General features: G+C 70.2%; 16 protein-coding genes. 14 read left to right on the top strand and 2 right to left on the bottom strand.

The window, feature by feature from the left end:
* Positions 1–335: 335 nt before the first annotated feature.
* Positions 336–995 (top strand): c-type cytochrome, encoded by a 660-nt coding sequence (locus GRF61_RS12910; protein ID WP_169151059.1) that lies wholly within the window; start codon positions 336–338, stop codon positions 993–995.
* Complete coding sequence (locus tag GRF61_RS12905; RefSeq protein ID WP_169151058.1) at positions 992–1924, top strand: c-type cytochrome; 933 nt, start codon at positions 992–994, stop codon at positions 1922–1924. Before GRF61_RS12910 ends, GRF61_RS12905 begins: the two co-directional genes overlap by 4 nt.
* A 320-nt stretch (positions 1925–2244) precedes the next feature.
* Here GRF61_RS12905 and GRF61_RS12900 read toward each other — a convergent pair whose 3' ends face one another.
* The gene (locus GRF61_RS12900) at positions 2245–2850 is read right to left on the bottom strand and encodes a TetR/AcrR family transcriptional regulator (RefSeq protein WP_169151057.1); all 606 of its coding nucleotides are present in this window, start codon (positions 2848–2850) and stop codon (positions 2245–2247) included.
* A gap of 75 nt (positions 2851–2925) precedes the next feature.
* Here GRF61_RS12900 and GRF61_RS12895 point away from each other — a divergent pair, with 75 nt between their 5' ends.
* The 3 genes from GRF61_RS12895 (at position 2926) to GRF61_RS12885 (ending at position 5316) form a co-directional block, all read left to right on the top strand.
* On the top strand, positions 2926–3465 hold the full coding sequence (locus tag GRF61_RS12895; RefSeq protein ID WP_169151056.1) for a DoxX family protein: 540 nt from the start codon (positions 2926–2928) through the stop codon (positions 3463–3465).
* Positions 3462–3905 carry a DUF2214 family protein gene (locus tag GRF61_RS12890; protein ID WP_169151055.1) on the top strand — a complete coding sequence of 148 codons (444 nt, stop codon included), beginning with the start codon at positions 3462–3464 and terminating at the stop codon, positions 3903–3905. Before GRF61_RS12895 ends, GRF61_RS12890 begins: the two co-directional genes overlap by 4 nt.
* 232 nt (positions 3906–4137) lie before the next feature.
* On the top strand, positions 4138–5316 hold the full coding sequence (locus GRF61_RS12885; RefSeq protein WP_169151054.1) for an HPP family protein: 1179 nt from the start codon (positions 4138–4140) through the stop codon (positions 5314–5316).
* A 92-nt stretch (positions 5317–5408) separates the two neighbouring features.
* Here the strand turns inward: GRF61_RS12885 and GRF61_RS12880 are convergent, their stop codons facing one another.
* Complete coding sequence (locus GRF61_RS12880) at positions 5409–6410, bottom strand: AraC family transcriptional regulator (protein ID WP_248281223.1); 1002 nt, start codon at positions 6408–6410, stop codon at positions 5409–5411.
* Between the two features lie 222 nt (positions 6411–6632).
* On the opposite strand from GRF61_RS12880, the gene GRF61_RS12875 reads away from it, so the two are divergent.
* The 9 genes from GRF61_RS12875 to GRF61_RS12835 all read left to right on the top strand — a co-directional run bounded on the left by GRF61_RS12875 (position 6633) and on the right by GRF61_RS12835 (position 16726).
* Positions 6633–7811: an isovaleryl-CoA dehydrogenase gene (locus GRF61_RS12875; protein ID WP_169151052.1), complete on the top strand. Its 1179-nt coding sequence runs from the start codon at positions 6633–6635 to the stop codon at positions 7809–7811.
* A gap of 87 nt (positions 7812–7898) precedes the next feature.
* Complete coding sequence (locus tag GRF61_RS12870) at positions 7899–9506, top strand: carboxyl transferase domain-containing protein (RefSeq protein WP_169151051.1); 1608 nt, start codon at positions 7899–7901, stop codon at positions 9504–9506.
* A gap of 9 nt (positions 9507–9515) precedes the next feature.
* Positions 9516–10316: an enoyl-CoA hydratase/isomerase family protein gene (locus GRF61_RS12865; RefSeq protein ID WP_169151050.1), complete on the top strand. Its 801-nt coding sequence runs from the start codon at positions 9516–9518 to the stop codon at positions 10314–10316.
* A 10-nt stretch (positions 10317–10326) separates the two neighbouring features.
* On the top strand, positions 10327–11013 hold the full coding sequence (locus tag GRF61_RS12860) for a DUF4126 domain-containing protein (RefSeq protein WP_248281222.1): 687 nt from the start codon (positions 10327–10329) through the stop codon (positions 11011–11013).
* Between the two features lie 20 nt (positions 11014–11033).
* Positions 11034–13133 (top strand): acetyl/propionyl/methylcrotonyl-CoA carboxylase subunit alpha, encoded by a 2100-nt coding sequence (locus tag GRF61_RS12855; protein WP_169151049.1) that lies wholly within the window; start codon positions 11034–11036, stop codon positions 13131–13133.
* Positions 13130–14050, top strand: a complete 921-nt coding sequence (locus GRF61_RS12850; protein WP_169151048.1) for a hydroxymethylglutaryl-CoA lyase — start codon at positions 13130–13132, stop codon at positions 14048–14050. The genes GRF61_RS12855 and GRF61_RS12850 overlap by 4 nt, the downstream gene beginning before the upstream one ends.
* 250 nt (positions 14051–14300) lie before the next feature.
* Positions 14301–15068, top strand: coding sequence for an STN domain-containing protein (locus tag GRF61_RS12845; RefSeq protein ID WP_169151047.1), 768 nt, complete (start codon positions 14301–14303; stop codon positions 15066–15068).
* Between the two features lie 61 nt (positions 15069–15129).
* Entirely contained in the window at positions 15130–15645 is a 516-nt protein-coding gene (locus tag GRF61_RS12840; protein ID WP_211165932.1) for a sigma-70 family RNA polymerase sigma factor, read from the top strand.
* 91 nt (positions 15646–15736) lie between these two features.
* Positions 15737–16726, top strand: a complete 990-nt coding sequence (locus tag GRF61_RS12835; RefSeq protein WP_169151045.1) for a FecR domain-containing protein — start codon at positions 15737–15739, stop codon at positions 16724–16726.
* Positions 16727–16817: the final 91 nt, after the last annotated feature.

Raw genomic sequence — 16817 nt, 5'->3', positions numbered from 1 at the left:
GGACTTCATGGCAGGGCTCCAGTCGTTCGGGGAGTGGCTACGACTTTAGGAGAGCCGGGCCGGCGCCGAATCGGCTGTAAGGACAAGCCGCCTAGATGTTTTTCCCTATTTTCCCCAGGGGTAATCGGTGCGCCGCAACCGCCCTGTTGCCGCGCAATCTCCCGCTGCATGGCCTGCTCGCGCGACGCCTAGCATATTTTCGCGTGCTGCTGAATATGCTTCTTTTCCTATGGTTCCCGGATTGTGCTTTCGTCGAAGATTCAGACGTCAAAGACACATCAACAAAAGAACGGGGTAGCGGCCGCCGGCCCAACTCCGACAGGGGGAGATTCACCATGCTTAGCGCAACTCTGCGGTGCGCCAGGCCCGTGATACTGGCTGCGTTGCTTGCAGCAGGGCCGGGCTTCGCCGCCGATGGCGGAAAGATCTACCGGGAAGGCGGGGCGAATCCAGTCGCGGTCGCCTGTACCAGCTGTCACGGCGCGGATGGGCAGGGCCTGGGCGCCGCCGGTTTTCCGGCGCTGGCCGGCGTCTCCGCGGCCTATGTGGCGAAACAGCTGGCCGATTTCCGCAGCGGCAGCCGCATCAATCCGGTGATGCAGCCCATCGCCCAGGCACTGAGCGAAGGCGAAATCGCGGCGGTGGCGAGCAGGGTGTCGGCGATGCCCGGCCCGGTCATCAAGCGGGTCACCCGTGCCGACGAAGCCTCGGGCATGGGCGCCACGCTGGCACTGCGGGGCGCCTGGGAGCGCAACATTCCCGAGTGCGTGGCCTGCCACGGGCCCGGCGGCGCCGGCGTGGGCGGTGGATTTCCGCCGCTCGCCGGGCAGTCGCCCGAGTACCTGGCCGCGCAGTTGAACGCCTGGCGCCAGGGCACGCGCAAGAACGATCCCAACGACCTCATGGGCCACATCGCCCGCGGCTTGAGCGAGGAAGAGGTGAAGGCGGTCTCCGAGTACTTCGCCGGCCTGGCCGAGTGGAGGGTGCCGCAATGAAACGTTTCAGCCTGCTCTTCGCGCTAGCCGCCGCTCCGCTCTGGACGGTGTCGGCCTGGGCCGCCGGTATCGCGATGGACGATCAGTCCCAGCTGACGCCCAAACCGGCGACGGCCCAGGCGCGGCCCGCCGCTTTCACGCCGCCGCGGGAAGCCGACCTGCCGGACAATGCCTTCGGCAAGCTGGTGCGCGAAGGCCGCGCCATCTTCGTCGACACCCGCAAGCTTGCCGCCGAGTACGTCGACAACGGCATGAACTGCAGCAATTGCCATCTGGAACAGGGACGCAAGGCGGACTCCGCACCCTTGTGGGGCGCCTACCCGATGTATCCGGCCTACCGGAAGAAGAACGACAAGGTGAACTCCTACGCCGAGCGCATCCAAGGCTGCTTCCAGTTCAGCATGAACGGCAAGCCGCCGCCGGCCGACGGCAAGGTGCTGAACGCACTCACGGCTTATTCCTACTGGCTCGCCACCGGCGCTCCGGTGGGCAAGGAACAGCCCGGCCGTGCCTATCCGGAGATCCCGCAGCCCAAAGGCGGCTACGACATCGCCAAGGGCAAGGCCATCTACGCAGCTCAGTGCGCGGTGTGCCACGGCGATCAGGGCCAAGGGCAGAAGTCCGGCGACGATTACGTCTTCCCGCCCTTGTGGGGCAAGGACTCGTTCAACTGGGGCGCCGGCATGCACCGCATCAACACTGCCGCCGCCTTCATCAAGGAGAGCATGCCGCTGGGCAAGGGCCGCTCCTTGAGCGACGAAGAGGCCTGGCATGTGGCCGCCTTCATGAACAGCCACGAACGCCCGCAGGACCCGCGGCTGGTGGACGGCTCGATCGAGAAGACGCGCTTGCGCTACCACGCCAATGACGGCGTGAATCTCTATGGCGTGACGGTGAACGGCGTGCTGCTGGGGCAGGGCACGGACTGAGGCTGGGCCGGGCTGTGCGGAGGGGCGCGGTGTGGCCGCCGCGATGCGATGACGAGCGGGCGCCAGGCCGTGGGGCCGAGGAAGCCCGTAAGCGGCTCCGCCAGCAGGTGACCTGGCGCTTCCGCGCCTCTCGCCTGGGATCGGTCAGGTTCAGGACTTCTCGCCACGACGCGGCCTCTTACCGGCCTGCAGGGCAGGGTGTGACAAGCGCGGGCCGCTGCCGCAGTGCCACCTCGGCGGGGCCAAGACCTTCCTGCCCTTCCCGGACGGCCCGGACCCCGCAAGCGATATTGCTGCCACGGGCCAGGGCACGCGCCTGCTCACATCCTGGCCAGCCCGTCCAGGAATACCGCCAGCGCCTCCTCGGCGCTGCGCAGTCCGGTTTCCAGTTCCGTGCCGGAATGGGCGAGGCGGGCGAGGCTGGGCAGCGTGGCGAGGCCGTGCACCATCGCCCAGCAGGCGCGCGATAACTGGTGCGTATCGCCGGCGCGGAACACCCCTGCAACCTGGCCGGCGCCCACCAGGCCCTCCAGGAAAGCGAACAGCCCGAAACCGGCGGCCCGCAAGGATGCGCTGGCCTGCGGGGCATCCATCGCGCTGAACATGTGCGCCAGCCGGCGGGGCGCGCCGAGGCCGAAGCGCACATAAGCCATCCCGCTGGCGTGCAGCCGGCTTCTCGGTTCGGCCGGGGCCGACGCGGCGCCCTGGCGAGTCAATTCCAGCAATTCGGAAAAGCTGTCGGTGGCGACGACGTCCAGCAGCGCCTGTTTGTCGGCGAAGTGGCGATAGGCCGCGGTGTGCGAGACGCCCACGGCTTTTGCCATCTCCCGCATGGACAGTCCGTCGAAGCCGGCGTGTTCCATCTGCTCGCGCGCATAGGCGAGCAGCGCCGCCTTCAGGTCACCGTGGTGGTAGCTGCTGCTCATCGGACATTCCTCATGTTGACGTCGTTAACATTCCAGAGTAACAATGTTTCCATTGTAAACACTCTGGAGTTCTCCATGAGCTTTCTTGTACTGATTTCCGTGGCGGCCGGGCTTTCCTGGGCACTTTCGCGGCTTGCCGGCAGGGCGCTCTGCCTGCGTGGGGCAATGCGCTGGGGGCTGGCGCTGGGTTTCCTCTTCACCGGCTGCGATCACTTCCTCAACGCGGCCACCCGGTACGCGCCCATGATTCCGGACGCGCTCGCGGCTCATGCGATGGCGTTGGTGTATTTCACCGGCTTAGCCGAGATCGCGGGTGCGATCGGCCTGCTGCTGCCGGCCACGCTCCTCGCGCGGCTGGGCTTGCCGGGGCTGCGGCGGCAGGCGGGCATCTGGCTGGCCGTCATGCTGGTCTGCGTGGTGGCGGCGAACATCAATGTGGCGTTGAAGGGGCAGACGGTCAGCGGGCTGGATTTCGGTGCCTGGTACTTCTGGGTGCGGCCGCTCTTCCAGCCGCTGTTCATCGCCTGGGCCTTGTATTGCGTGGGCGCGTGGCCGTTCGCGGCACCGGCAGAGGGGGCAGACGGCAGGGCGGCCGAAGGGGGCGCGCGGGCATGAATCCTAACTTGCTGGATGCCCTCCTCGCCGCCGGCCATCACCTTCTGGCCTTTGCGCTGGCGGCGCTGCTGTTCGCCGAATGGGCCGTGGCCGGCCAACCGCCGGAACGCCGCCTCGTCACCCTGCTGGCGCGGCTGGACATGAGCTACGGCGCGGTGGCCGGTCTGTTGCTGCTGGCCGGCGGTGCCAGGCTGTTGTGGGGTGCGAAGGGCTGGGCCTACTACCTGGGCAGTCAGGCCTTCTGGGTGAAGCTGGCCTGTTTCCTGGCGATCGGGCTGCTCTCGCTCAGGCCCACTCTGCGCATCCTCGGCTGGCGCCGGCGCGCCGGGCTGCCCGGCTGCGGAGAGCTACGGGCGCTGCGGCGATGGATGATGGCGCAGCTGATCCTGGTCCCGCCCATCCTGCTGTGCGCAAGCCTGATGGCGCGCGGCCTCGGTTGAGGCAGCGGCCCGCAGTTGCGGCGCGGGCTGGCCGGCGGAGGCATCACCGGGCCGCAACGATCCGGCATCGTCAGGCTTCCACCCACCGACAAGCCGCTGTCAGACACGCTAGAATCCGGCCTCCGCAAAGGCGCGGAAATCCGCAAGCAACGCCGCTCGCAGTGGGGACCGACCGGTCCTCCTTGTTCGTAGAACCCGCCCGTCAGACGACGTGGCGTGGCAGTGGGTTGCCATGTCAGAGATTCCAAGCACGACCTTCTTCCAGCGCCTTCGCGCAGCCTTCCTCGCCAGCGCGAAGGCGCTCTGGCCCAAGCCTTTTTCCATCGACTACCGGGAACGCCTGCGGGCCAGTTGCGGCGCGGCGCTGGGGATACTCGTCGCCGCGCTGGGCGGAACATGGCTGGTGCAGGGTAGCGGCGCCGCTGGCCACGGAGCGCTGGCGGCGGCGCTGGTCGCGCCACTGGGCGCGAGCGCAGTGCTGGTGTTCGCCGTTCCGGCGAGTCCACTCGCCCAGCCCTGGTCGGTGATAGGCGGCAACACCTTGTCGGCGCTGGTCGGCATCGCCTGCGCCCGCTGGATCCCGGACGCGGCTTTTGCCGCGGCGCTGGCGGTGGGGCTGGCGATCGGGCTGATGCTCGCCCTGCGCTGCCTGCATCCGCCCGGCGGGGCCTCGGCCTTGCTGATGGTGTTGATCGACTGCCATGACTTCGGCTTCGCCCTGGCCCCGGTATTGCTGGACTCGGCCCTGCTGGTGAGCGCGGGGCTGCTCTACAACAACCTCACCCGGCGGCGCTGGCCCCATGTGGAGCGCGCGGTGGCGGCGGAGCCGGAGAGCGGCCATCTTCGGCGCCTCGATCTGGACGCGGCGCTGGCGCGCTACAACCAGATCCTCGATATCAGCCGCGACGACCTGGAGGCGCTGCTGGAGGATGCCGAGGCGGCCGCCTACCAGCGCACCCTGGGCGACCTGCGCTGCGGCCAGGCGATGACGCCGGCGCCCATCACCGCGCGGGCGGATATGTCGCTGCGGCAGGCCTGGGGGCTGATGCGCAGCCACAAGGTCAAGGCCCTGCCGGTAACCGACAGCCAGCATCACCTGATAGGCATCGTGACGGTGGCCGATTTCATGCGCCAGGTGGACTTGGATGCCCATGAGGGCCTGACCCACCGGTTGCGGGCGCTGTTCCGCCAGGCCAAGAGCCGGCTGCAGCCGGCGGCGCACACGGTGGGCCAGATCATGAGCCGGCAGGTGCGGGTGTCCAGCGCCGACCGCCTGCTCATCGACCTGGTGCCGGTGTTCTCCGAGGGCGGCCATCGCCACATCCCCATCATCGACGGCCAGCGCCGGCTGGTGGGCATCATCACCCAGTCCGACTTGATCAAGACCCTGTACGCGGCGGTGCGCACCTAGGGGCTTGACCCCGCCAGGTGAGGCGGCGGGGCAAAGGGCAGGGGCTCTTTCCGCAGGGTGGAAATGAGCGGCTGAGAGGCCGCGGGCCTGGCTTACCGGCCCTCCCGATAGGCCAGCGGCGATTTTCCGCTCCATGAGCGGAAGGCGCGCGAGAAGCTCTTCTCGTTGTTGAAGCCGGCCGCGAGCGCGATCTGCTTCACCGGGCGCTGGCTGCGGGTCAGCAGTTCGGCGGCGACGGCGAAGCGCACCTCGTCCTTCAACTGCTGCAGCGAGGCGCCTTCCTCCCGCAGCTGGCGGTGCAGCGTGCGGGTGGAGAGGTTGAGGCGGCCGGCGATGGCTTCGGCGGTGAGCCCCTGGCTGCCGAGATCGGCGGTCTGCGCCCGCAGGGCTTCGCGCACGCGCTGCACCAGCAGGCGGTCGCGGCGGTACTGCAGCACGGTGAGCGGCAGGGCGCGCTTCAGCATCAGGTCCAGCTCGCGGGAGTCGCGGCGCAGCGGCAGCGCAAGGTAATCCGCGTCGAAGCTCACCCAGGCGCAAGCCTGGTCGAAGCGCACCGGACCGGAGAAGAGCAGGGGATAGACCCCGGCATGCGCCGGCGGCGGGAAGGGAAAGCCGGCGCCTTGCAGCACGATGCGGGAATCCACCGCCCAGCAGGCATAGCCCAGCAGGTAGCGCAGCAGGGTGAGGCTGCAGAACTCGCGCATGCCGGCGCTGAGGCCGGGCGGCTCGGCAGTCCTGCGCAGGCTGAGGGTGGCGCGGCCGTCGGCGGTCTCCAGCCGCATGGACACATCTTCGGTAAGCAGGCGGTGATGGCGACACCAGCGCCGGATCGCCAGGCCGAGGTCGGCTGCGCCCAGCGAGGCGCGGCACAGCATGCCGTAGCTGCCCCAGGGCAGGCGGCGGCAGAACCAGCCCAGCGCTTCGTCGTCCAGTTCCTGCATGGCGGCGGCAGACATCAACTCCAGTTGCAGCGCGGTGACGCGCGCCTCTTCCTGCTGCAGTTGCTGCGGCGCGATATGTGCCAGTGCGAGCGCCTTCTCCGGCGACAGGCCACGCAGCCGGTAGGCGTCCACGATTGCGCATATGAAGGCCATCGGCGTGGCCGCGACGCTCAGTCGAGGGTCTTGGGCGAGCGGCGGTGGCGGCGGGCGGGGAGCGGTATCCGTCATCCGCCGCATGCTAGACCGGATGGCACGATTTGCAACCTCTTTGGCCCTGCGCGCGGCCTGCCGGCGACTAGGCTGAGAGCGTGGTCCGCCGCCACGCGCAAGCGCTTGCAGGCGCGGCCCTCGCACAAGAACGAGGAGGAGAGCGCGATGCAGATTCCCAGCCTGGACTTCCAGCTCGGCGACACGGTGGAGGCGCTGCGCGACAGCGTGCGGCGCTTCGCCGCCGAGGAGATCGCGCCGCGCGCGGCCGAGATCGACCGCGAGAACCGCTTCCCCGCCGACCTCTGGCGCAAGCTCGGCAGCCTGGGGCTGCATGGCATCACCGCCGAGGAGGAGTACGGCGGCGCCGGCCTGGGCTATCTGGCGCACATCGTGGCGCTGGAGGAAGTGTCGCGCGCCTCGGCCGCGGTGGGCCTGTCCTACGGCGCCCACTCCAATCTCTGCATCAACCAGATCCGCCGCAACGGCAGCGAGGCGCAGAAGCGGCGCTACCTGCCGGGGCTGATTGCCGGCGAGCAGGTCGGCGCGCTGGCGATGTCCGAACCGGGCGCCGGCTCGGACGTGATGGCGATGCAGCTGCGCGCCGACAAGGTCGGCGACCGCTACCGCCTCAACGGCAGCAAGATGTGGATCACCAATGGCGGCGACGCCGATGTCCTGGTCGTCTATGCCCGCAGCGATGCCGCCGGCGCCACCGGCAAGGCCGGACTCACTGCCTTCATCGTCGAGAAGGGCATGAAGGGCTTCGGCCACGGCAAGCACCTGGACAAGCTGGGCATGCGCGGCTCCAACACCTACCCGCTGTTCTTCGACGACGTGGAAGTGCCGGAAGAGAACGTGCTGGGCGCCGTCGGCAAGGGCGCCCAGGTGCTGATGAGCGGCCTGGACTACGAGCGCGCGGTGCTGTGCGGCGGCCCGCTGGGCATCATGGCCGCCTGCATGGACGTGGTGCTGCCCTACCTGCACGAGCGCAGGCAGTTCGGCCAGCCGATAGGCGAGTTCCAGCTGATGCAGGGCAAGCTCGCCGACATGTACTCCACCTGGATGGCGACCCGCGCCTATGTCTACGCGGTCGGCCGCGCCTGCGACAGCGCGGCGCATGCCCGCACGCTGCGCAAGGACGCCGCCGGCGCCATCCTGTATTCGGCGGAGAAGGCCACCTGGATGGCGGGCGAGGCCATCCAGGCGCTGGGCGGCGTCGGCTACACCAATGAGTATCCGGTGGGCCGCCTGTGGCGCGATGCCAAGCTGTACGAGATCGGCGCCGGCACCAGCGAGATCCGGCGGATGCTGATCGGCCGCGAGCTGTTCGCGGAGACGGCCTGAGATGCGGATGCTGCCCATGCGACCATCAGCGGTGAGGTTGCCGGCCTGCTCCGGCCGTGACCCGGCCGCAGCAGCAAGGAGCCGCGCATGAGCGTCATCAAATCCGCGATCGACGTCCGCGGCGCAGCCTTCCAGGCCAACGCCGCCGCGCTGCGCCAGCTGGTGGACGATCTCCGCGCGAGGGTGGCCGAGGTGTCGCTGGGCGGCGGTGAAGCGGCGCGGGCCAGGCACACCGCCCGCGGCAAGCTGCTGCCGCGGCAGCGGGTGGAGCAGCTGCTGGACCCCGGTTCGGCCTTCCTGGAAATCGGCCAGCTCGCCGCCCACGGCATGTACGACGGCGAGGCGCCGGCCGCCGGCCTCATCGCCGGCGTCGGGCGGGTACAGGGGGTGGAGTGCATGGTCATCGCCAACGACGCCACGGTGAAGGGCGGCACCTATTACCCGATGACGGTGAAGAAGCACCTGCGGGCGCAGGAAATCGCCCAGCACAACCAGCTGCCCTGCCTCTACCTGGTGGATTCCGGCGGCGCCTTCCTGCCCCGGCAGGACGAGGTGTTCCCCGACCGCGAGCACTTCGGCCGCATCTTCTACAACCAGGCCACCATGTCCGCCAGCGGCATCCCGCAGATCGCGGTGGTGATGGGCTCCTGCACCGCCGGCGGCGCCTACGTGCCGGCGATGTCCGACGAAACCGTGATCGTCCGCGACCAGGGCACCATCTTCCTCGGCGGCCCGCCGCTGGTGAGGGCGGCCACCGGCGAGGTGGTGAGCGCGGAGGATCTGGGCGGCGGCGATGTGCACACCCGGCTCTCCGGCGTCGCCGACCACCTGGCGGAAGACGACGCCCATGCGCTGCTGATCGCCCGCCGCATCGTCGCCAACCTCAACCGCCGCAAGCGGCCGGCGCTGGCCGTCGGCGAAGGAGAGGCGCCGCTGTACGACCCGGAGGAGATCTACGGCATCCTGCCCGCCGACAGCCGCAAGCCCTACGACGTGCGCGAGATCATCGCCCGGGTGGTGGATGGCTCCCGCTTCGACGAGTTCAAGGCCCGCTACGGCAGCACGCTGGTCACCGGCTTCGCCCGGCTCTACGGCTGCCCGGTAGGCATCCTCGCCAACAACGGCATCCTGTTCGGCGAATCGGCGCAGAAGGGCGCGCACTTCATCGAGCTGTGTGGCCAGCGCGGCATTCCGCTGCTCTTCCTGCAGAACATCACCGGTTTCATGGTCGGCCGCAAATACGAGAACGGCGGCATCGCCAAGGATGGCGCCAAGATGGTGACGGCCGTGGCCACCGTGCAGGTACCCAAGATCACCACCCTCATCGGCGGCAGCTTCGGCGCCGGCAACTACGGCATGTGCGGCCGCGCCTACTCGCCGCGCTTCCTGTGGATGTGGCCGAACGCGCGCATCAGCGTGATGGGCGGCGAGCAGGCCGCCAGCGTGCTCGCCACCGTGCGCCGCGACGGCATCGCGGCCAAGGGCGGCGACTGGAGCGCGGAAGAGGAAGAGGCTTTCAAGGCGCCCATCCGCGCGCAGTACGAGGCCCAGGGCCATCCCTACTACGCCACCGCGCGGCTGTGGGACGACGGCGTGATAGACCCGGCGCAGACGCGGCGCGTCCTCGGCCTCAGCCTGTCCGCCGCGCTGAACGCGCCGATTCCCGAGACCCGCTTCGGCGTGTTCCGGATGTAGGAGGCGGGCATGTACGAAACGCTGGAAATCGTGAAGGAAGGGGCCGTCGCCACCCTGTGGATGAACCGCCCCGAGGTGCACAACGCCTTCAACGCCCGGCTGATCGCCGAGTTGGACGCCGCCTGCCGCGCGCTGGGCGAGGACGCGGGCGTGCGCCTGCTGGTGCTGGCCGGTCGCGGCAAGAGCTTTTCCGCCGGCGCCGACCTCAACTGGATGAAAGCCGCCGGCCAGGCCAGCCCGGCGGAAAACCTGGCGGACGCGCGCAAGCTCGCCGGCATGCTGAGCACGCTGGCGGAGATGCGCAAACCCACCATCGCCCGGGTGCAGGGCGCGGCGCTGGGCGGCGGCTTGGGGCTGGCGGCCGCCTGCGATATCTGCATTGCCGGCGAAAAGGCGGTGTTCGCCACCTCGGAGGTGCGCCTGGGCATCATCCCGGCGGCGATAGGCCCTTACGTGATCCGGGCCATCGGCGAGCGCCAGGCCAGCCGCTACTTCCTCAGCGCCGAGCGGATTCCGGCTGCGCGTGCGGCCCTGCTCGGGCTGGTCCATGAAGTCGTGGAGGATGCGGCGCTGGACGCCCGGGTGGCGGAGATCGCCGCCGCCCTGCTGCAGGGCGGGCCGGATGCGCAGGCAGCGGCCAAGGCGCTGATCCGGGCGGTGGCCATGCGGCCGGTGGATGAGGCGCTGGCAGAGGACACCGCCCGCCGCATCGCCGAATTGCGGACTACTGCCGAGGCGCAGGAAGGGCTGGCGGCCTTTCTCGCCAAACGCCCGCCGAGCTGGGTGTCGAAGGACCGGGCAGAAAAATGAGGGCGTCGGCATGGACGGCCTGAGCGATCTGGGCGGACTCAGCGGACTCAGCGGACTCAGCGGCACCCTCCAGGCCATGACGCCGCTGCTGGACTGGCGCGGACTGCCGCTGGACCTCGCCTCGCTGGCGGTGCTGACAGCCGGCGTCGGCTGGGCGAGCGGGCTGCGGCTCTATGCGCTGGTGTTCGCCCTCGGCGCGCTGGGGCGCTTCGGCGGCGTGCAGCTGCCCGGCGGGCTGGAGGTGCTGAGCCACCCGCTGGTGCTGGGGCTGTCGGCATTGATGCTGGTTACCGAGTTCTTCGCCGACAAGCTGCCCTGGCTGGACTCGCTGTGGGATGCGCTGCATACCTTCATCCGCATCCCCGCCGGCGCGGCGCTGGCCGCGGCAGTGATGGGCGACCAGGGCGGCGCCGTGCAGGTGGCCGCCGCGCTGGCCGGCGGCACACTGGCGGCGGGCACCCATTTCGCCAAGGCCGGCGCCCGCGCCGCGATCAACACCTCCCCGGAGCCGGCCAGCAACGTCGGCGCCTCGCTGGGCGAGGACGCGCTCTTCCTTGGCGGCCTGTGGACGTTGCTGCATCACCCGCTGTACTTCCTCGTCGGGCTGGCGGTGTTCCTGCTGCTGGCGCTGGCCCTGATCGTGATGCTGTGGCGCTTCATCCGCCGGCTGTTTCGCCCACGGCCGGCGGCCGCCTGAGCCTGCGCAGGAGAAACCGGATGTTCAGCAAGATCCTGATCGCCAACCGCGGAGAGATCGCCTGCCGCGTCATCCGTACCGCCAGGCGCATGGGCATCAGCACCGTGGCGGTGTATTCCGATGCGGACGCCGGCGCCCGCCATGTGCGCCTGGCCGACGAGGCGCTGCGCATCGGCCCGGCGCCGGCGCGGGAGAGCTACCTCGCCGGCGACCGCATCATCGCCGCCGCGCTCGCCAGCGGCGCCCAGGCCGTCCACCCCGGCTACGGCTTCCTGTCTGAGAACGCCGGTTTCTGCGCCGCCTGCGAGGCCGCCGGCCTCGTCTTCATCGGCCCGCCGGCCGCCGCCATCCAGGCCATGGGCTCCAAGTCCGAAGCCAAGAAGCTGATGCAGCAGGCCGGCGTGCCGCTGGCGCCGGGCTACCACGGCGACGAGCAGTCGCCCGCCCATCTACAGGCGCAGGCGGATGCCATCGGCTACCCGCTGCTGATCAAGGCCGCGGCCGGTGGCGGCGGCAAGGGCATGCGCCGGGTGGAGCGCGGCGCGGACTTCGCCGCCGCCCTGGCGTCCTGCCAGCGCGAGGCGGCAGCCAGCTTCGGCAGCGCGCATGTGCTGCTGGAGCGCTACCTGACGCGGCCGCGTCACATCGAGCTCCAGGTGTTCGGCGACCGCCACGGCAACTATGTGCACCTGTTCGAGCGCGACTGCTCGGTGCAGCGCCGCCACCAGAAGGTGCTGGAGGAAGCGCCTGCGCCCGGCATGAGCGCCGGGCGCCGCGCCGAGATGGGCCGCGCCGCGGTGGAGGCGGCCAGGGCGGTGGGCTACGTCGGCGCCGGTACGGTGGAGTTCATCGCCGGCGAGGATTTCCTGCGCGGCGGCCCGTTCTACTTCATGGAGATGAACACCCGGCTGCAGGTGGAACACCCGGTGACTGAGATGATCACCGGCCTGGACCTGGTCGAATGGCAGCTGCGGGTGGCGGCCGGCGAGCCGCTGCCGCTGGCGCAGCCCGAGCTGCGCATCCGCGGCCATGCGCTGGAGGCCCGCATCTACGCCGAGGACCCGGCGCGGGGCTTCCTGCCCGCCACCGGCCGTCTGCAGCACCTGGCCCTGCCGGCGCAGAACCGCCATGTGCGGGTGGATGCCGGCGTGGAGCAGGGCGACGAGATCGGTCCGCACTACGACCCGATGATCGCCAAGCTCGTCGTCTGGGACGAGGCTGCGGACGCGGACATGGACGACAACCAGAACCGCGCCCGCGCGCTGGCGCGGATGCGGCAGGCGCTGGCGGATTTCCAGGTGGCCGGCGTCGCCAACAATATCGACTTCCTCGGCCGGCTGGTGACCAGCCCGGCCTTCGCCGCCGCCGACCTGGATACCGGCCTGATAGCGCGGGAACAGGCCTGGCTCTTTCCCGCCGCCGAGCCGGTGCCGGACGAAGCCTGGTGCGTTGCCGCCCTGGACGAGCTGCTGCGCCAGCAGGTGGAGGCGGCGGCATTGGCCAGCCGCAGTGCCGAACCAGCCTCGCCCTGGCATGCCTGCGATGGCTGGAGGATGAATGCGGAGGCCAGCCGCCGCTTCGCCTTCCACACCGTGCCGCCGTCGCCTCCCGAAGGCGATGCCGGGGCGATGCAGATCGAGGTGACGCCTCGCGGCCCGGCGGCCTACCTACTGCGACTGGCGGGCAGGGAGATCCACGCCGAGGTCACTTCCAGCGCGGCGGGCCAACTGGCGGTGACGCTGGACGGCGTCAGGCTGAAGGCGAAGCTCATCGCCGACGGCGAGCGCCGCACGCTTTTCCTGCGCGGTCGCAGCTGGCAACTGAGCTTCCTGCCGCCGCTGCACCACGCTGGCGAGCGGCGGGAGGAAGGCGGCGACGGCCACCTGCACGCACCGATGCCGGGCAAGGTGATCGCGGTGCTGGTGGAAGAGGATGCCAGTGTCGAGAAGGGCACGCCGCTGCTGGTGCTGGAGGCGATGAAGATGGAACACACCATCGTCGCGCCTGCCGCCGGCGTGGTGAAGAAGCTGCGTTACCGGCTGGGCGAGCAGGTCGAGGAGGGCGCCGAGCTGCTGGATTTCGAGCCGACGGCCACGCCGCAGGCGGAGGCGGCGCCATGAAGCTGCCGGCCGAGGTCCGCATCGTCGAGGTCGGCCCGCGCGACGGCCTGCAGAACGAGCGCCAGCCCATCGCCATCGCGGACAAGCTGATGCTGATACGCCGCCTGCAGGACGCCGGCCTGCGCAGCATCGAGGTAGCCGCCTTCGTCTCGCCCAAGTGGGTGCCGCAGATGGCGGACGCCGCGGCAGTGCTGGCCGGCGTGCTCGCCGACGCCAGGCCGGGCGTCGGCTACCCGGTGCTGGTGCCCAATCTGAGAGGCCTGGAGGCCGCGCTGGCAGCGGGCGCCACCGAGGTCGCGGTGTTCGCCGCGGCCTCCGAGAGCTTCAGCCGGCGCAACATCAACTGCTCCGTCGCCGAATCCCTGCAGCGCTTCCAGCCGGTGGTGGAGCGGGCGAGGCAGGCGCAGGCGCGGGTGCGCGGCTATGTGTCCTGCGTCGCCGGCTGTCCTTACGAAGGCGAGGTCGCGCCGGCGGCGGTCGCCGCGGTGGCCAGCGCGCTGGCCGACATGGGCTGCGAGGAAATCTCGCTGGGCGACACGATAGGCGTGGGCAACCCCACCAGTATCAGCCACATGCTGGAAGCGGTGATGCGCCATCTGCCGCCACAGCGCCTCGCCGGCCACTACCACGACACCTACGGCATGGCCGCAGCCAACGTCTACGCCTCGCTGCAGCTGGGCATCGCCACCTTCGACGCCTCGGTCGCTGGCCTGGGCGGCTGCCCCTATGCGCCGGGCGCCGCCGGCAACGTCGCCACCGAGGATCTGGTCTGGCTGCTGCACGGCCTGGGCATAGCGACCGGGCTCGATCTGGACCGCCTGGTCGATACCGCCGCCTGGATCAGCCGCTTGCTCGGCCGGGAGCCATCCTCCCGTGTTACCCGGGCGCTGCTCACGCGGCGCGCCGGTCCGCGCTGAGCCTCTACCCGGAAAAATCTCCCCGGAAAAACGCGCTTTCCCGCGGTGTTTTCCGGCCTTTCCGCATGGCGCGCAAGGCGCCGGCCTGGGTATCCGCCCCGGCTCCGTTGTCACACCTCCGACATATACCGTCCTAATAATTCCATCGCCGCGACGGCTTCGAGCTGGATTGCCGGGCGCTTTCCACGCCCCGGCGGGCTGGTGGCCGCAGGGCGGGAGGACGGTGGAAGCGAGGCGGTGGGAGAGGGCGGTGGCGATTGCCTGGGGAGAAGCGGCTGGCCTTTCACGGCTGTGGACGTGCTTCTTCCCGCTCGTCCTCGGGCTTGCCGGCGCCAGCCCGGCGGGGGCGGAGGAGCCGCCGCCGCTGGTGTCGCCGCAGGCGAGGGCGATCGACTTCGATCTGCCGGCCCAGCCGCTGGCGGCCGCGCTGAAATCCTATGCAGTGGTTTCCGGACAGTCGGTGGTGTTCATCGATGAGCTGGTCGCCGGGCTGGTTTCGGTGCCGGTGCATGGACGCTACACGCCCAGGGACGCCTTGCAGGCCCTGCTGAGGAATACCGGGCTGCTTGCCGACGATGTGGGCGGGCCGCAGGGCGAGGCCTTCGTGCTGAGGCGGGAGGCAGGCAACCGGGCGGCAAGTCCGGTCGCCGCCGGCCGCCGCGACTACGACGCCGCCTTGCAGGTGCAGGTCTGGCGGGCTTTGTGCAGGGATCCGCTCAGCGTGCCCGGCGCCTACCGGGCCATCGTCCGCTTCAGCGTCCGGCCTTCGGGGCTGCTGGATGGGGTCGAGCTGATCTCGTCCACCGGCGATGAGCGCAGGGACGCGGCCATCCGCGGCAGCCTGAAAGCCCTGCGGATGGCGCCGCCGCCACCGGGCTTGCCGCAGCCGCTCACGCTGGCGCTGCTGCCCGGCGCGGCCGGTCCGGCCGGCGCCTGCCTGGCGGACGCCGATGCGGCACGGCGGACAGGCGACGAACAACCACCCATCCCTATCGACAGACGAGGAGTGAGCGAATGAGCAAGGCGGCAACCGACCCACGCGACAGCTTCGCTCCCGTGTCCTGAACATGGCGGAAGACATGCTCAGCCTGCTGCGTGGCATCCTGGTGCAGCGCTACGAACGCATACGCCACAGCCTGGCGCTCAAGCTGGGCAGCCCGGACCTGGCCGGCGACGCGCTGCATGAAACCTGGCTGCGCCTGGAGGCGGCCAACATCGCCGGGCCGGTGAAGAACCCCCAGGCCTACCTGACCCGCATGGCGGTCAACCTGGCGATAGACGTCAAGCGCGCCGAGGGTCACATGCTGATGTCCTCCGACGAAGTGGATGCCCTGATGGAGATGGTGCCGGACCCGGCGCCCGGCCCGGCGAAGGTGGCTGAGGACAGGGCCCAGCTGCGGGAGCTGCAGGACATCCTGTCCCGCATGCCGCCGCGGCGGCGGGAGATCCTGATCCTGGTGCGCTGGGAAGGCTGGGCGCACAAGGACGTTGCCCATCACCTCGGCGTCTCCGTCCGCGTCGTGGAGCATGAGCTGAAGGCGGCGCAGGCGCTGTGCGCCGCCCGCCTGAGCCGGCGCAACGGGGAAGCGCAATGATGCGGCTGGGGGATTTGCCCTCCGGCAATCGTCTTGGGATATGGCCCGGCGCCTGCCGTGGCCGTTTTTCCAGTGTTGCAGGAACAGGACGATGATCCAGCCCACCGACCAAGCCGACGCTGAACTCGAACCGCTGCGCGAACAGGCGCTGGCCTGGGTACGCAAGCTGACCTCGGGCACCGCCACCCGTGCGGACGCGGAACGGTTCCGCCACTGGTGCGAGGCCGATCCGCGCCACCGTGCCGCCTTCGCCGAAGCCAGGGCGCAATGGGCGCTGCTGAAACCGGCCCTGGGGCAGATGCTGCGCGAAGATGCCGGAGTCGCCGGCTATCACCGTAGAACCTTGCGCACCGGGCCCACGACGCGCCGCGCCTTCCTCGGCGCCTTGGTCGGGATGAGCGCGGCCGCCGGCGTGGCCGCCTACGTGGCGCCGGGCCTGCTGCCGGGGCTGGATGGCTGGGGCGCGGACTACCGCACTGCCGCCGGCGAACAGCTGGCCGTCGCGCTGGAAGGCGAGGCCAGCGCCTACCTGAACACCCGCACCCGCGTCCGGCGGCTGGCGGCGCAGGACGGCATGGCCGGGCTGGAACTGCTGGATGGCGAGACGATGGTGGAGGTGCCCGCCTCCCGGCGGCTTTTCGGCGTTACCGCCGGCGTAGGGCGGGTGACCACTGAGGCCGGGCGTTTCGAAGTGCGCCACCTGGCGGGCCGCAGCTGCGTCACCTGCGTGGAGGGCGAAATCCTGGTCACCCATCCTGCCGGCAAGCGGGTGCTGCAGGCCGCGCAGCAGACGGTCTACAACCAGCAGTCCATCAGCAGCATCGCCGCCATAGACCCGATGGACGCGCTGGCCTGGCGGCGGGGCGAGATGGTGTTCCGCCAGGCTTCCCTCGACATGGTGGTGGCCGAGATCAACCGCTACCGGCCGGGCCGGGTGGTGCTGATGGACAGCGTGCCGCGCGGCAAGACCCTCAGCGCCCGCTTCAAGCTCGCCGAACTCGACAAGGCGCTGCTGCAGCTGCAGCACTCCTTTGGTCTCAGCGCGCGGGCCTTGCCCGGCGGCCTGCTGCTGCTGAGCTGAGGCCGCGGCCCGCGCCCTGATCCGGCGGCATGCGCCGTCGGGTGGGGGGAGACGGCCCGCGTCTGTCCTTCGGCATATTTTCTCCGGGGAT

The sequence above is a fragment of the Azoarcus sp. TTM-91 genome, assembly GCF_012911025.1.
GTDB lineage: Bacteria > Pseudomonadota > Gammaproteobacteria > Burkholderiales > Rhodocyclaceae > Azoarcus.
Note: the sequence above shows the minus strand (reverse complement) of the source record. Positions and strands in the feature narration are given on the sequence as shown.

Excerpts from the sequence above, each read along its gene's own strand:
- GRF61_RS12855 (WP_169151049.1), top strand. The coding sequence starts at position 11,034 with ATGTTCAGCAAGATCCTGATCGCCAACCGCGGAGAGATCGCCTGCCGC.
- GRF61_RS12850 (WP_169151048.1), top strand. The coding sequence starts at position 13,130 with ATGAAGCTGCCGGCCGAGGTCCGCATCGTCGAGGTCGGCCCGCGCGAC.
- GRF61_RS12900 (WP_169151057.1), bottom strand. The coding sequence starts at position 2,850 with ATGAGCAGCAGCTACCACCACGGTGACCTGAAGGCGGCGCTGCTCGCC.
- GRF61_RS12880 (WP_248281223.1), bottom strand. The coding sequence starts at position 6,410 with ATGGCCTTCATATGCGCAATCGTGGACGCCTACCGGCTGCGTGGCCTG.
- GRF61_RS12875 (WP_169151052.1), top strand. The coding sequence starts at position 6,633 with ATGCAGATTCCCAGCCTGGACTTCCAGCTCGGCGACACGGTGGAGGCG.
- GRF61_RS12865 (WP_169151050.1), top strand. The coding sequence starts at position 9,516 with ATGTACGAAACGCTGGAAATCGTGAAGGAAGGGGCCGTCGCCACCCTG.
- GRF61_RS12885 (WP_169151054.1), top strand. The coding sequence starts at position 4,138 with ATGTCAGAGATTCCAAGCACGACCTTCTTCCAGCGCCTTCGCGCAGCC.
- GRF61_RS12835 (WP_169151045.1), top strand. The coding sequence starts at position 15,737 with ATGATCCAGCCCACCGACCAAGCCGACGCTGAACTCGAACCGCTGCGC.
- GRF61_RS12840 (WP_211165932.1), top strand. The coding sequence starts at position 15,130 with ATGCTCAGCCTGCTGCGTGGCATCCTGGTGCAGCGCTACGAACGCATA.
- GRF61_RS12860 (WP_248281222.1), top strand. The coding sequence starts at position 10,327 with ATGGACGGCCTGAGCGATCTGGGCGGACTCAGCGGACTCAGCGGACTC.
- GRF61_RS12890 (WP_169151055.1), top strand. The coding sequence starts at position 3,462 with ATGAATCCTAACTTGCTGGATGCCCTCCTCGCCGCCGGCCATCACCTT.
- GRF61_RS12910 (WP_169151059.1), top strand. The coding sequence starts at position 336 with ATGCTTAGCGCAACTCTGCGGTGCGCCAGGCCCGTGATACTGGCTGCG.
- GRF61_RS12895 (WP_169151056.1), top strand. The coding sequence starts at position 2,926 with ATGAGCTTTCTTGTACTGATTTCCGTGGCGGCCGGGCTTTCCTGGGCA.
- GRF61_RS12905 (WP_169151058.1), top strand. The coding sequence starts at position 992 with ATGAAACGTTTCAGCCTGCTCTTCGCGCTAGCCGCCGCTCCGCTCTGG.
- GRF61_RS12870 (WP_169151051.1), top strand. The coding sequence starts at position 7,899 with ATGAGCGTCATCAAATCCGCGATCGACGTCCGCGGCGCAGCCTTCCAG.